A 13,257-nucleotide genomic window follows, 5' to 3' on the forward strand; every position below is an offset into this window, starting at 1 on the left:
GCCCCCGCAGCTGCCCGACCCCGCCCCGACGGGCGACCACCCGGTGCAGCTGTTGCGCACCTACGGTCGGCGGCTCGGCGGCTACCCGTTCGCGCCCCTGGGGGAGAGGAGCGTCGCCCGGGGCTACACCAAGGCGTTCGCCAACGCCCGGCGCCTCATCTACATCGAGGACCAGTACCTGTGGTCCGCCGAGGTGTGCGCTCCTCGTCGCCACGATGCGGCGCGCCCCCGACCTGCGCCTGGTCGCCGTGCTCCCGCACCAGCCCGACCAGGACGGCGCGGTGAGCCGAGCGCCGAACCTCGTCAGCCGGGCCAGGCTGCTCGACGAGCTGCACGCCGCGGCTCCCGGTCGGGTCGGCGTCTACGGCATCGAGAACCGGGCCGGCACCCCGGTCTACGTCCACGCGAAGGTCTGCGTCGTGGACGACGAGTGGGTCACGGTGGGGTCCGACAACTTCAACCGGCGCTCGTGGACGCACGACTCCGAGCTGTCGGCCGCCGTCGTGCACCAGGGCTTCGCCCGCGGGCTGCGGCAGGCGCTCGCCCGTGAGCACCTCGACACCGACGGCGAGCTGTCCCTCGAGGACCACTTCGACGCGTACGCCGCGAGCGCCGACGCGCTGGCGTCCTGGCGCAAGGGCGCGGGGCACGCGACGGCGGACGACCGCCCGCCCGGTCGGCTGCGCCCGCTCGACGACCCCGAGCAGAGCCGGCTCACCCGGGTGTGGGCCGACCCGCTCTACCGGCTCGTCTACGACCCCGACGGACGACCGCTCGGCCTGCGGCTGCGGCGCACCTTCTGACCCGCGCGCCGTGCGCCCACGGACGACGGGCCGGGCCCGGACCGCCCTGTGGCTAGGGTGGGTCCCGTGCGCATCGCGAGGTACACGACCGGGGACGACCCGGCATACGGCATCGTCCAGGGCGACCCCGGCAGCGAGGTGATCACCCCGCTCGCCGGTGACCCCCTCTATGTCGGGCTGCAGCCGAGCGGGCAGGGCCCGGTCATGCTCGCCGACGTGCGGCTGCTCGCCCCCGTGATCCCGCGCTCCAAGGTCGTGGCCATCGGCAAGAACTACGCCGACCACGCCAAGGAGATGGGCGGCGAGGCCCCGGCCGAGCCGATGATGTTCTTCAAGCCGAACACCGCGGTCGTGGGTCCCTTCGACCCCGTGGTCCTGCCTGCGGGCAGCGACGAGGTCTCCTACGAGGGCGAGCTCGCTGTCGTCATCAAGACGATCACCAAGGGTGTCAAGGCCGAGAACGCCGCGGAGTGCATCTACGGCTACACCATCGCCAACGACGTCACGGCGCGCGACTGGCAGCGCACCGACGGCCAGTGGGCGCGTGCCAAGGGCTTCGACACGAGCTGCCCGCTCGGTCCGTGGGTCGAGACCGAGCTCGACGCGGCCGACCTCTCGATCCGCACGACGCTCGACGGCGAGGTGAAGCAGGACGGCACGACTGCCGACATGATCCACGGCATCGCCACGATCATCGAGTACGCCTCCGCGGCCTTCACGCTGCTGCCGGGTGACGTCATCCTGACCGGGACCCCGGCCGGTGTGGGCCTCGTCGAGGCCGGCCAGCAGGTGACGGTCGAGATCGGCGGCATCGGCTCGCTGACCAACACCTTCGTGAGGCGCTGACCGCGGGGCGCACCGGCACGGCTGCGCTCGCGACGGCCACTAGGCTGTTCGCACCATGAGCGACAACACAGCAGGTATGCCGTCCACTCCACTCCCCGGGACCGCCTCGGGTGACGCGCAGGTCGAGGTGCGCGGGGGAGAGCAGTCCCGCCGCAGCACCTCCGACGGCAGCGGCCCGGTGCGCACCCGCGTGGCGCCGAGCCCGACCGGCGACCCCCACGTCGGCACGGCGTACATGTCGCTCTTCAACCTCGCGTACACGCGCCAGCAGGGTGGCCAGTTCGTGCTGCGGGTCGAGGACACCGACCGGGCCCGCTTCCGCGAGGACTCCGAGGCGCAGCTCTACGACACCCTCGCCTGGCTCGAGCTGCACTGGGACGAGGGCCCCGACATCGGCGGCCCCTTCGCGCCGTACCGCCAGAGCGAGCGACTCGACACGTACCGCCCGTACGTCGACCGGCTCATCGCGGACGGGCACGCCTACCACTGCTGGTGCTCCAAGGAGCGCCTCGACCAGATGCGCGAGATCCAGCAGAAGACGAAGCAGCCCACCGGCTACGACCGCCTCTGCGTCGGCAAGACCCGCGAGGAGCGTGCCGCGCTGCCCGGCTTCACCGAGACCCCCGTCGTGCGCATGCTCGTGCCCGACGACGTGCCACTCGTCTTCGACGACGTCATCCGCGGCAAGGTGTCGGCGCCGCGGCCCGACGACCAGGTCATCCTCAAGGCCGACGGGTTCCCCACGTACCACATGGCCGTCGTCGTCGACGACCACGAGATGGGCATCACCCACGTCGTGCGCGGCGAGGAGTGGATCAGCTCGACGCCGAAGCACATCCTGCTCTACCGCTGGCTCGGGCTCGAGCCGCCGAAGTTCGCGCACATGCCGCTGCTGCGCAACACCGACAAGTCCAAGATCTCCAAGCGCAAGAACCCGGCTGCCCGCCTGACATGGTTCCGCGAGCAGGGCTACCTCCCCGAGGCGCTCGTGAACTTCCTTGCCCTGCTTGCCTACCCGCCGCAGCAGGACGCCGAGGGCAAGGACGTCGAGGTCTTCACGTTCGAGGAGTTCAGCCGCACGTTCGACTGGGCGAAGGTCAACCCGATCGGCCCGATCTTCGACCTCAAGAAGCTCGAGTGGCTCAACGGCGTCTACATCCGCCAGCTCGAGACCGGCGAGTTCGCCAGCCGGCTGCTGCCCTACCTCGTCGATGCCGGCATCCTCGGCGAGACGCAGTCGCTCGGCGAGCTCGCGCGACTCAAAGCCGTCGCCGAGCTGATCCAGACCCGCATGGCCCTCCTCACCGAGGCGCCGGCTCTGGTCGGCCCGTTCTTCGTGGGCGACGACCAGCTCGAGATCCACGACGACGCTCGCGCGCAGCTCAAGGACGACGCGGGCGACGTGCTCGACGCGGCCCTGCGCGTGCTCGGCGACATCGACGACCACGGTCCCGGCGTCCTCGGCACCGGCAGCGCCTGGAACGCCGCGACCATCGAGGAGTCGCTGCGCACCGCGATCGTCGACGGTCTCGGCATCAAGCCGCGCTTCGCCTTCGGCCCCCTGCGCACGGCCGTGTCGGGTCAGCGCATCTCGCCGCCGCTCTTCGAGTCCATGGAGATCCTCGGCAAGACGTCGACGCTCAGCCGTCTGCGGTCGCTGCGCGACTCGCTCTGAGGGTGCAGCCGGGACCCGACGTGGACGACAACGGCATCGCGGGCGTCTGGGCCCTGCACGGCATACGGCTGCGCACGGCCGACCTCGACCTCCGGGTCATGACCGAGGCCGACCTGCCCGTGCTGGCCCGGGTCATGCCGGCCGACCTCGAGCTCAACCCGCACGCGACGAGGTATGCCGGTCTCGACGAGCCCGCGAACCGCCGTGCCGTCCTCGCCCAGGGCTACTGGCGCGCGCTCGGCATGTGGTCGCCGGACGACTGGGCGCTGCCGTTCGTCGCCCGCTCAGGTGGGGAGGTGGTCGGGGCGCAGTGGCTCGAGGGTCCCGACTGGACGTCCGAGCGCACGGTGGACTCGGCCAGCTGGCTGGTCGCGCCCGCGCGCGGCAGGGGGCTCGGCAAGCAGATGCGGGCAGCGGTGCTGGCGCTCGCCTTCGGGCACCTGGGCGCCGTCGCGGCCATCAGCTCCGCCGTCGTCGGAAACGGCGGTTCGCTCGGTGTCTCGCGGGCGCTCGGCTACCGCGACACGCACCGGTCGGTGCTCGAGCATTCGGGGGAGACCCTGCAGCACGTCCGCCTGGAGGCCGCGGCGTGGACGGCCTCCGGTCTGTCCCACGACGTCGTCGTCGACGGCGTGACGCCCGCGCTCCCGCTGTTCGGACTGACGGAGGAGCCCTCGTGAGCCGGACCCGTCTCGGGGCCGTCCTCGAAGGCGTCGAGGCGGTCCTGCTCGACGTCGACGACACGATCGTCGACACCAGGGAGGCGATGGTCGTCGCGGGCACCGAGGCGGCGGCCGCGATCTGGCCGCACCGTGCCGACGACCACCGGGCGATGGCCCAGCGCTACTACGACGACCCCGAGCGGTGGTTCCCGCGCTACGCCTCCGGCGACGTGGCGTTCGACGACATGAGAGCCGGCCGTCTGGCCGAGGTGGCGACGGCGTTCGGCCTCGACGTCCCGTCCGACGCTCACCGCTCGTTCGAGGACGCGTACGCCCCGGCCTTCCGCAGCGCCCAGCGCCTCTTCCCCGACGTGCCCGCGCTCCTCGACGCTGTCGACCGCGTCGGCCTGCCCGTGGCGCTGCTCACCAACTCCGCGCTGTCCCCGACCCGGGTCAAGCTCGAGGCCCTCGACCTCGTGGAGCGGTTCGACGTGGTCGTCACGACCGACACCCTGGGCTTCGGCAAGCCCGACCCCCGCGTCTACGTCGAGGCGTGCCGTCTCGTGGGTGTCGAGCCGGCTCGCGTCGTGTGCGTGGGCGACAGCCTCGAGTGGGACGTCCTGGGTGCCGAGGCGGCCGGGCTGCGCGCCGTCTGGCTCGACTGGGCCGGTCGCGGCACCACCGAGGAGGTGACGTCCGTGCGTCGTCTGGACGAGCTCGCAGCAGCGATCGACCGCCGATTTGGGCCACCGCTCACGGACCGGTAGTATTCCCATTCGGTTCACCCCGTACCGGCCGAAAGGCAGGCACGGAGCGAAACCCCTTGGGGTATGGTGTAATTGGCAACACTACGGTTTCTGGTTCCGTCATTCTAGGTTCGAGTCCTGGTACCCCAGCTCTGGTTCTCCCCCGGGAGAGCCGATTCGGAGAAATCCAAACCACGCGGTAAGGTTTCTTCTCGTGCCGAGTCCGCTCGGCACCGCTCACGGCCCCGTTGTGTAGCGGCCTAGCACGCCGCCCTCTCAAGGCGGTAGCGCGGGTTCGAATCCCGTCGGGGCTACGTGATGCTCGAGAGAGCAAGAGGAAGACCCCGGTCCACACGGACCGGGGTCTTCTGCGTTGCGGGGCCCGTCACCCGGGCGAGCGGGTCGGGCCGGTGCCGAAGCGCTCGGCGCTCACGGCCTCCTGCGCCACGCGACGCAGCGCCAGCAGCACGGGGTCGGTCAGCACGTTGCCGACGATGGCGTAGCGCAGTGCCTCGCCGGGCGACACCTCGCCGAGCTCCGCGACGACGTCGGTCTCCGCCACCGCACGCATCGCCTCCAGCCACCGAGCGAGCGTCTCGGGCTCGACGCTCCAGCCCGCGGCCGCTGCCGCGGTCAGCGCCTCGGCGAGCTGCAGGCTGGCGGGGGAGTGCGCGCACTCGGGTAGGTCGAGGGCCGCCAGCCGCTCCAGTGCCTCCGGCGCCGGCGCGCCGCTCGCAGGGTGCGGGCGCAGCGCCTCGTGGGCGGCGCCCAGCAGCTCGTGCCGGCCTGCCGGCGGGGCGTCGATGGCGCGCACCACCTCGCGCACGCGTTCGATGGAGAGTCGGCCCACGTCGACGAGCGTGCGCACGAGGCGCAGGCGCTCGAGGTGGGAGTCGTCGTAGGTCGCCCGGGTGGCGCCCTGCAGCTCCCCTGGGTGCAGCAGGCCTTCGCGCAGGTAGTACTTGAGGGTGGGGATGGTGACCCCGCTGCGTTCGGACAGTTCTGAGATGCGCACTGAACAACCTCCTTGACATTGGATAGTATGACTCTCCAAACTTGGATAGTCCCACTATCCGAAAGGCGTGTCATGACCGGCTTCGCGCACTCCACCCACACCCACGACGGCGACCTGGCCGTCTTCCTCATCGGCATGCGGGTCAACCAGCCCTGGCGTCCGGACCTGTGGCTGCCGGTCCTCGGAGCCATGCCCGGCATGATCGCCGAGCTCTACCGGGCCAAGGCCGCGGCGGCGCGCGGAGACGGGCCCGACCTCGGCTTCCTCGAGGCGCGCACCCTCATCGGCTCCGGCGGTCCCACGGTCGTGCAGTACTGGCGCGACGCAGAGTCGATCTACGCCTACGCCAACGACCCCGAGCGACTGCACCGCCCCGCCTGGACCGCCTTCTACCGGCGCAGCCGCACGGCCACGGGCGCGGTCGGCATCTGGCACGAGACGTATGCCGTCCCTGCCGGGGCGCACGAGAGCCTCTACGTCGCGATGCCGCCCACAGGCCTGGGCAAGGCCTTCGGCACGACCGACCAGCGGGCACGCCGCAGCCACGCCCGGCTGACGCGCCGCGCGGCTGCGAGCTGACCGCTCAGCCGAGCTCGCGCAGCCCCGGCAGCACGTCGGCCGAGAACTGCTCGAGGAAGCGGCCCTGGTCGTGGCCCGGCGCGTGGAAGACGACGTGGTCGAAACCCCAGTCGACGTACTGCCGCACGGCGTCGACGGCCTCCTGCGGGTCGCTCGTGACGATCCAGCGCTTGGCGATCTCCTCGTCCGAGAGCTCGTCGGCGAGACGCTCCATCTCGACCGGGTCGTCGACGCCGTGCTTCTGCTCGGCGCTGAGCGACAGCGGCGCCCAGAACCGCACGTTGTGCAGTGCCTGGTCGGCATCGCGGTCGTAGGAGAGCTTGATCTCGATCATCTTGTCGATGTCGTCGCGGGTGCGCCCCGACTTCGCGAGGCCCTCGTCGACGGCGGGGAGCAGCTTGTCCTCGTAGAGCTCGCGGCCCTTGCCGGAAGTGCAGATGAACCCGTCACCCGACCGGCCGGCATACCGGGCGACGAGCGGGCCGCCCGCGGCGACGTAGACGGGGATCGGCTGCTCGGGGCGGTCGTAGACGGTGGCGGCGTGCGTGCGGTAGTACTCGCCCTCGAACTCGACGCGCTCCTCGGTCCAGAGCCGGCGCATGAGGGTCACGGCCTCGCGCAGCCGGGCGAAGCGCTCCTTGAACTCGGGCCACGGCGAGCCGGCAGCGCCGACCGCCACCTCGTTGAGCGCCTCGCCGGTGCCGATGCCGAGCACGATGCGGCCGGGGTTGAGCGCGCCCAGCGTGCCGAACGCCTGGGCGACGACGGCCGGGTTGTAGCGGAACGTCGGGGTCATCACCGACGTGCCGAGCTGGATGCGCTCGGTGCGCTCACCCGCGGCAGCCAGCCACGACATCGCGAACGGCGCGTGACCGTCCTGGTGACGCCACGGCTGGAAGTGGTCGGAGATGAAGACCGAGTCGAGGCCGACCTCCTCGGCCCGTGCGGCATACGTGACGAGGTCACGGGGACCGAACTGCTCCGCTGACGCCTTCCAACCGACCTTGAGCACGCTGACTCCTCTGGGGCCCTGGGGGAGTGGACCTCGCCAGCCTACGGCGGCCTGCTCAGGCACCGGCGACCAGTGCCGGCACCGGTGCCGTCACCAGCGCCGTCACCAGTGGACGACGACCTTGTCGCCGATGCGCACCTCGTTGTACAGCTGGACCAGCCGCGGCTTGTTGCGCACGTTGACGCAGCCGTGCGAGGCACCGGAGTAGCCGAGGCGTGCGAAGTTCGACGAGTAGTGCACCGCCTGGCCCCCGGAGAAGAACATCGAGTAGGGCATCGGCGTGTGGTAGAGGTTCGAGATGACGTCGACCTTCTTCTTGTAGACGGAGAAGACGCCTTCGCGGGTGGGCAGCTCGTCGCTGCCGAAACGCACGTCGAACCCGTACTGCGGCACCCCGTCGACGACCCACGTCAGGCGTCGCGTCGACTTGCTGACGCACATGACACGGCCGGTCATGCAGCGCTCGTCGACGTCCCAGGAGATGCTGCCGGGCTTGGGCTCCGCCGGCGTGGGCTTCACGTTCGCCAGCTCGTCGGCCGTCGGGCGTCGGCTCATCGAGACGAGCTTGTCCCAGGTGCGCTCGTCGAGCTCGCCCGTCGGGTCGAACCCACGCTTGGCCTGGAAGCCGCGGACGGCCTCCGTCGTCTTCGAGCCGTAGCGGTCGTTGACGTCGCCCGCGAACCAGCCGATCTGGCGCAGTCGCGCCTGGAGCGAGCGCACCTTCGGACCGGTGTCGCCGACACGCAGCATCACGACCGGGGCGGGCTCCGGCTTCGGTGTGGGCTTCGGTGTGGGCTTCGGCGTCGGCTTGGACGCCGGTGTGGGGGCCCCGGTGGTGGGGACGGCCGACGGGGTGGGGCTCGGCGACTGCGACGGTGTCTCCGATGGGGTCTCTGAGGGGGTCTCTGAGGGGGTCTCGGACGGTGTCTGGGACGGGGTCTCGGTCGTCGGGCTGACGGTCTGGCCGACGTGGGTCGCAGCCGCGTCGGGCGTCGCGCCCGGTGTGCACGCGGCCGACCCGGCGAGGAGCGCGAGGGCGCCCGTCAGCGCGAGGACGTGGCGCAGTCCGCCTCTGGAACGGACTGGTGAGCTGGCTGCCTGCATCGTGACCCCTTGTTCAGCATGGTTCGTCATGCGACGTGCCGTGCGTCGTTGCACTGCACAGAGGGTGACGCGAGCACCCCCCGAAAGGTTGTCCGACAGGAGGCTGTGATACGGATCGTGACCGATCTGTTGCGCAATGCCCGCCTCCACCGGCTGCCGATGCGCCGGGCGGCGTGGTGGAACGGTGCAGGCGCGGACCCGGGCCGCACCCGGACCAGGGGGTCAGGCGTTCTGCTGCTGCTGTTGCTGCTGCTGCATCGCGTGGTGGCGGCGCAGCACCTCGGTGAGCTTGTTGGCGCCGGCGACCACCGTCGCGGCGTGCAGGCGACCGGGCTGGCGCGACAGGCGCTCGATGGGCCCCGAGATCGACACGGCCGCGACCACGCGACCCGAGGGGCCGCGTACGGGGGCCGACACCGAGGCGACGCCGGCCTCACGCTCGGCGACGCTCTGGGCCCACCCGCGGCGGCGGACGCCCGAGAGCGCGGTGGCCGTGAAGGCCGCGCCCTGCAGCCCGCGGTGGAGCCGGTCGGGCTCCTCCCACGCGAGCAGCACCTGCGCGGCGGAGCCGGCGAGCATCGAGAGGGTCGCGCCGACGGGAATCGAGTCGCGCAGGCCCACGGGTCGCTCGGCGGCCGCGACGCAGATTCGCTGGTCGCCCTGGCGGCGGAAGAGCTGCGCGCTCTCGTTGGTGTGGTCGCGCAGCGCGCCGAGCACGGGCCCGGCCGCGGCGAGCAGGCGGTCCTCGCCGGCCGCCGAGGCGAGCTCGCCCAGTCGCGGGCCGAGCACGAAGCGCCCCTGCATGTCGCGCGAGACGAGACGGTGGTGCTCGAGCGCCACGGCCAGACGGTGGGCCGTGGGACGCGCGAGTCCGGTGGCTCCGACGAGCTGGGCGAGGGTGGCAGGGCCCGCCTCGAGGGCGCCGAGCACCGTGGCGGCCTTGTCGAGAACACCGACCCCTGAAGAGTTGTCCATGCACTGATATTGACGTCTCAGGCACTGAGACGTCAATCCGTTGGACCCAGAAAAGGATCAGTCTTGCCGAAGAGCGATGTCGCGACCAGGTCCTCGATGGCGCACGCGCTCGGCACCAGCAAGTCGTCGTCGCGGAGGGAAGTCAGAGGCAGTCATGGCAGGCACACTGGCCGAGAAGGTCTGGGACGCACACGTCGTCCGTCGCGCCGAGGGGGAGCCCGACCTCCTCTACATCGACCTCCACCTCCTCCACGAGGTCACCAGCCCGCAGGCCTTCGACGGCCTCCGGCTGGCCGGTCGCCCGGTGCGCCGGCCCGACCTGACGCTCGCCACCGAGGACCACAACGTCCCGACGACGCCGGGCCCGATCACCGACCCCGTCTCGAAGGTCCAGGTCGAGACCCTCCGCCGCAACTGCGACGAGTTCGGCGTGCGGCTCTACCCGATGGGCGACGCCGACCAGGGCATCGTGCACGTCGTCGGCCCCCAGCTCGGGCTGACCCAGCCGGGGATGACCGTCGTCTGCGGCGACAGCCACACCTCCACCCACGGCGCGTTCGGGGCGCTCGCCTTCGGCATCGGCACCTCCGAGGTCGAGCACGTGCTCGCCACGCAGACGCTGCCGCTCAAGCCGTTCAAGACCCTCGCCGTCAACGTGCGGGGCGCCCTGCCCGAGGGCGTCACCGCCAAGGACGTCGTGCTCGCCGTCATCGCGAAGATCGGCACGGGCGGCGGCCAGGGCTACGTCATCGAGTATCGCGGCGAGGCCATCGAGGCCCTGTCGATGGAGGCCCGGATGACGGTGTGCAACATGTCGATCGAGGCCGGCGCGCGTGCCGGCATGATCGCCCCCGACCAGACGACCTTCGACTACCTGAAGGGCCGTCCGCACGCTCCGACGGGCGCCGACTGGGACGCCGCGGTCGCCGACTGGACGGCGCTGCGCAGTGACGACGACGCCGTCTTCGACGCCGAGGTCGAGCTCGACGCGGCGCGGCTCACGCCGTTCGTCACGTGGGGCACCAACCCCGGTCAGGGCCTGCCCCTGTCCGAGTCGGTTCCCGACCCCGAGTCGTTCGCCGACGAGAGCGACCGCGTCGCCGCGGCCAACGCGCTCACCTACATGGGTCTCGAGCCCGGCACACCGCTGCGCGACATCAAGGTCGACACGGTCTTCGTCGGCTCGTGCACCAACGGTCGCATCGAGGACCTCCGCGCCGCCGCGGCCGTCGTCCAGGGCCACCGGGTCGCCGACGGCGTCCGCATGCTCGTCGTGCCAGGCTCCGCCAAGGTGCGCCTGCAGGCCGAGTCCGAGGGCCTCGACAAGGTCTTCACCGACGCCGGCGCCGAGTGGCGCCTCCCCGGGTGCTCGATGTGCCTCGGCATGAACCCCGACACCCTGGCCCCGGGCGAGCGCAGCGCGTCCACCTCCAACCGCAACTTCGAGGGCCGGCAGGGCAAGGGCGGCCGCACCCACCTCGTGAGCCCTTTGGTCGCGGCGGCCACCGCCGTGCTGGGCACGCTCTCGAGCCCCGCCGACCTGCAGACCGCGGGGGGCCGTGCCCCGCTGGCATCCGCGACGACCGGAGAGGCCTGAGCCATGGAGAAGTTCGAGACCCACACGGGCATCGGCGTGCCGCTGCGCCGCAGCAACGTCGACACCGACCAGATCATCCCGGCCGAGTACCTCAAGCGCGTCACGCGCACCGGCTTCGAGGACGGCCTCTTCGCCGCCTGGCGCAAGGACGAGTCGTTCGTCCTCAACAACCCGGTGTACGCCGGTGGCTCGGTGCTCGTGGCCGGCCCCGACTTCGGCACGGGTTCGAGCCGCGAGCACGCCGTCTGGGCGCTGATGAACTACGGCTTCCGGGTCGTCATCAGCTCGCGCTTCGCCGACATCTTCCGCGGCAACAGCGGCAAGCAGGGTCTGCTCACGGCGATCGTCGCGCAGGACGACGTCGAGCTCATCTGGAAGCATCTCGAGAACAACCCCGGCGCCGAGATCACCGTCGACCTGGTCGGGCGCACCGTGAGCGCCGGTGAGATCGTCGCACCCTTCGAGATCGACGACTACACGCGTTGGCGGCTCCTCGAGGGGCTCGACGACATCGGGCTGACCCTCCGACACGAGGATCTCGTCACCGATTTCGAGTCACGACGGCCCGGCCACAAGCCGGTGACCACCCCGGTCTGAGTCGCCCCCTGCGGGGCTGCCGCCGAGGGCAGTAGAGGATGCGGATTCCGTTGCAACACAGCGGGATCCGCTTTCTCATGTCCCCAGGGGGTCGAGGAGCGAAAATGCGTCGGCGGCCCCGCCGAGAGCCGAAAAAGGCGTCAAACTCCTTGCGACACAACGAAAAACCCACCATTTGGTGATGGACGCGGCCTGCCGAGTCGTCCTAACGTCAGGAGGTAGCCGGACCGGTTCCGGACGCACATCGTCGGGTCGCCTGACACCGACAGTCCTCTGGAGGGGAAGACGTGAACAAGGCAGAACTGATCGACGCGCTCGAGACGAAGCTCGGCAGCAAGAAGGTCGCCTCCGATGCGCTGGAGGCCTTCCTCGACGTCGTCATCCGCGAGGTGGCCAAGGGCGGCAAGGTCGGCATCACCGGCTTCGGCACCTTCGAGCGGGCCGACCGCGCCGCGCGCACCGGCCGCAACCCCAAGACGGGGGCGACGGTGAAGATCAAGAAGACCCGCGTTCCGAAGTTCCGGTCGGGCACGAACTTCAAGGAGGTCGTGTCCGGCGCCAAGAAGCTCTCCAAGACCGAGTCGGCCGCCACGCGCGCCTCGGCCGGGTCCTCCGCTGCGGCCGCGACCGGCCGGACGGCCGCCAAGAAGACGACCACGAAGAAGGCTGCCACCAAGGCCGCCCCCGCCAAGGCGGCCGCCAAGAAGACCACGACGAAGGCCGCTGCCACCAAGGCCGCCCCGGCGAAGCGCGCCACCGCGACCAAGGCCGCCACGGCATCCAGGGCCACCACGGCGAAGACGACGACGGCTCGCAAGACGACCACCAAGGCCGCGCCGGCCAAGGCGGCCGCCAAGAAGACCACGACGAAGGCCGCTGCCACCAAGGCCGCCCCGGCGAAGCGCGCCACCGCGACCAAGGCCACCGCCACGAAGGCCACCACCAAGGCCACCACCAAGGCCGCGGCCACGAAGACCGCGACCAAGGCCGCTCCCGCCAGGACCGCCGCGAAGAAGACGACGACCAAGGCCGCGACCGCCCGCAAGACCACGGCGCGCAAGACCGCCTCACGCTGACCGCCGTGGCCGTCGACACGCCCTGACGGCCACGCGCCAGCACGAGGCAGCGCGAGAGGGCCCGACCGGACACCGGTCGGGCCCTCTCGCGTTCGCGCCCGGGTGACCTTGGGCACACCCTGCCCGAGTGCCCGGGCGCGGCCCGCCCAAGGGCGTGTACTGGAGGTGAAGGAGGCTCGAGGGGCCATGGGGCGACACGAAGGCTCGGGACGGTGGGGGCGCTGTTGCTCCTCTGTGCCTGCGGACAGACGACCCCGCCCGCGCCCCTGCAGACCGGCACCGGCGCTGGGTCCGGGACGACCGGCTCGCCCCTGCGCACCATGGTCCTCGTGCTCGCACCGCCGGCCGCGGCCCTGCGGCCCGACGTGCTCGAGCGGCACTCCGCCTTCGTCACCGTGGGGCACGACGAGTACTGGACGAAGGCGCAGCGGGGCAACGTCGAGCCCGCCCGCGACGGCGGTGTGAACCTCGCCTTTCAGCGGCAACGAGATCTTCTGGCGGCACCGCCGGGAGGAGAGCGTCGATGAGAGCGGGACCCCGGACGCACCATGACCTGCTATGAGGAGACAC

The 13,257-nt window shown here is 71.3% G+C and carries 14 protein-coding genes, 2 tRNA genes and 1 pseudogene; 13 read left to right on the plus strand and 4 right to left on the minus strand.

The genetic code is table 11. The annotated features are described in order from the left end of the window. Positions 1–215: 215 nt before the first annotated feature. From ACYVNR_RS08155 to ACYVNR_RS08190, 8 genes and pseudogenes are all read left to right on the plus strand, one after another. Positions 216–482, plus strand: a pseudogene (locus ACYVNR_RS08155) (phospholipase D-like domain-containing protein); the annotation flags it as partial. Positions 483–503: 21 nt separating this feature from the next. Next, a complete protein-coding gene (locus ACYVNR_RS08160) occupies positions 504–803 on the plus strand; it encodes a hypothetical protein (protein WP_461048307.1) in 300 nt (99 codons plus the stop codon). 66 nt (positions 804–869) lie between these two features. Beyond that, a complete protein-coding gene (locus ACYVNR_RS08165; protein ID WP_461047705.1) occupies positions 870–1,649 on the plus strand; it encodes a fumarylacetoacetate hydrolase family protein in 780 nt (259 codons plus the stop codon). A 235-nt stretch (positions 1,650–1,884) separates the two neighbouring features. Continuing rightward, positions 1,885–3,324, plus strand: a complete 1,440-nt coding sequence (gltX, locus tag ACYVNR_RS08170; RefSeq protein WP_461048295.1) for a glutamate--tRNA ligase — start codon at positions 1,885–1,887, stop codon at positions 3,322–3,324. 2 nt (positions 3,325–3,326) lie between these two features. Next, positions 3,327–4,004 (plus strand): GNAT family N-acetyltransferase, encoded by a 678-nt coding sequence (locus ACYVNR_RS08175; RefSeq protein WP_461047706.1) that lies wholly within the window; start codon positions 3,327–3,329, stop codon positions 4,002–4,004. Next, positions 4,001–4,753 carry an HAD family hydrolase gene (locus ACYVNR_RS08180; protein WP_461047707.1) on the plus strand — a complete coding sequence of 251 codons (753 nt, stop codon included), beginning with the start codon at positions 4,001–4,003 and terminating at the stop codon, positions 4,751–4,753. Before ACYVNR_RS08175 ends, ACYVNR_RS08180 begins: the two co-directional genes overlap by 4 nt. Positions 4,754–4,810: 57 nt before the next feature. After that, a tRNA-Gln gene (locus ACYVNR_RS08185) sits at positions 4,811–4,882 on the plus strand. A gap of 91 nt (positions 4,883–4,973) precedes the next feature. After that, a tRNA-Glu gene (locus tag ACYVNR_RS08190) sits at positions 4,974–5,046 on the plus strand. Positions 5,047–5,117: 71 nt separating this feature from the next. Here ACYVNR_RS08190 and ACYVNR_RS08195 read toward each other — a convergent pair. Continuing rightward, the gene (locus tag ACYVNR_RS08195) at positions 5,118–5,747 is read right to left on the minus strand and encodes a MerR family transcriptional regulator (protein WP_045191625.1); all 630 of its coding nucleotides are present in this window, start codon (positions 5,745–5,747) and stop codon (positions 5,118–5,120) included. 72 nt (positions 5,748–5,819) lie between these two features. On the opposite strand from ACYVNR_RS08195, the gene ACYVNR_RS08200 reads away from it, so the two are divergent. After that, positions 5,820–6,326: a DUF4188 domain-containing protein gene (locus ACYVNR_RS08200; protein ID WP_045191626.1), complete on the plus strand. Its 507-nt coding sequence runs from the start codon at positions 5,820–5,822 to the stop codon at positions 6,324–6,326. A gap of 4 nt (positions 6,327–6,330) precedes the next feature. Here the strand turns inward: ACYVNR_RS08200 and fgd are convergent, their stop codons facing one another. The 3 genes from fgd to ACYVNR_RS08215 form a co-directional block, all read right to left on the minus strand. Next, positions 6,331–7,338 (minus strand): glucose-6-phosphate dehydrogenase (coenzyme-F420), encoded by a 1,008-nt coding sequence (gene fgd / locus ACYVNR_RS08205; RefSeq protein WP_045191627.1) that lies wholly within the window; start codon positions 7,336–7,338, stop codon positions 6,331–6,333. Between the two features lie 102 nt (positions 7,339–7,440). Further along, positions 7,441–8,442, minus strand: a complete 1,002-nt coding sequence (locus ACYVNR_RS08210; protein ID WP_082080980.1) for a L,D-transpeptidase family protein — start codon at positions 8,440–8,442, stop codon at positions 7,441–7,443. A gap of 222 nt (positions 8,443–8,664) precedes the next feature. Beyond that, the gene (locus tag ACYVNR_RS08215) at positions 8,665–9,417 is read right to left on the minus strand and encodes an IclR family transcriptional regulator (protein ID WP_045191628.1); all 753 of its coding nucleotides are present in this window, start codon (positions 9,415–9,417) and stop codon (positions 8,665–8,667) included. Between the two features lie 154 nt (positions 9,418–9,571). Here ACYVNR_RS08215 and leuC point away from each other — a divergent pair, with 154 nt between their 5' ends. The 4 genes from leuC (at position 9,572) to ACYVNR_RS08235 (ending at position 13,214) form a co-directional block, all read left to right on the plus strand. Beyond that, positions 9,572–11,014 carry a 3-isopropylmalate dehydratase large subunit gene (gene leuC / locus ACYVNR_RS08220; RefSeq protein WP_461047708.1) on the plus strand — a complete coding sequence of 481 codons (1,443 nt, stop codon included), beginning with the start codon at positions 9,572–9,574 and terminating at the stop codon, positions 11,012–11,014. 3 nt (positions 11,015–11,017) lie between these two features. Continuing rightward, positions 11,018–11,611, plus strand: a complete 594-nt coding sequence (gene leuD, locus ACYVNR_RS08225; protein WP_045191630.1) for a 3-isopropylmalate dehydratase small subunit — start codon at positions 11,018–11,020, stop codon at positions 11,609–11,611. A 287-nt stretch (positions 11,612–11,898) separates the two neighbouring features. Continuing rightward, entirely contained in the window at positions 11,899–12,687 is a 789-nt protein-coding gene (locus ACYVNR_RS08230) for an HU family DNA-binding protein (RefSeq protein ID WP_461047709.1), read from the plus strand. A gap of 212 nt (positions 12,688–12,899) precedes the next feature. Beyond that, positions 12,900–13,214 (plus strand): N,N-dimethylformamidase beta subunit family domain-containing protein, encoded by a 315-nt coding sequence (locus tag ACYVNR_RS08235; protein WP_461047710.1) that lies wholly within the window; start codon positions 12,900–12,902, stop codon positions 13,212–13,214. The last annotated feature ends 43 nt before the right edge of the window (positions 13,215–13,257 follow it).

The sequence above is a fragment of the Terrabacter koreensis genome (genome assembly GCF_054783315.1).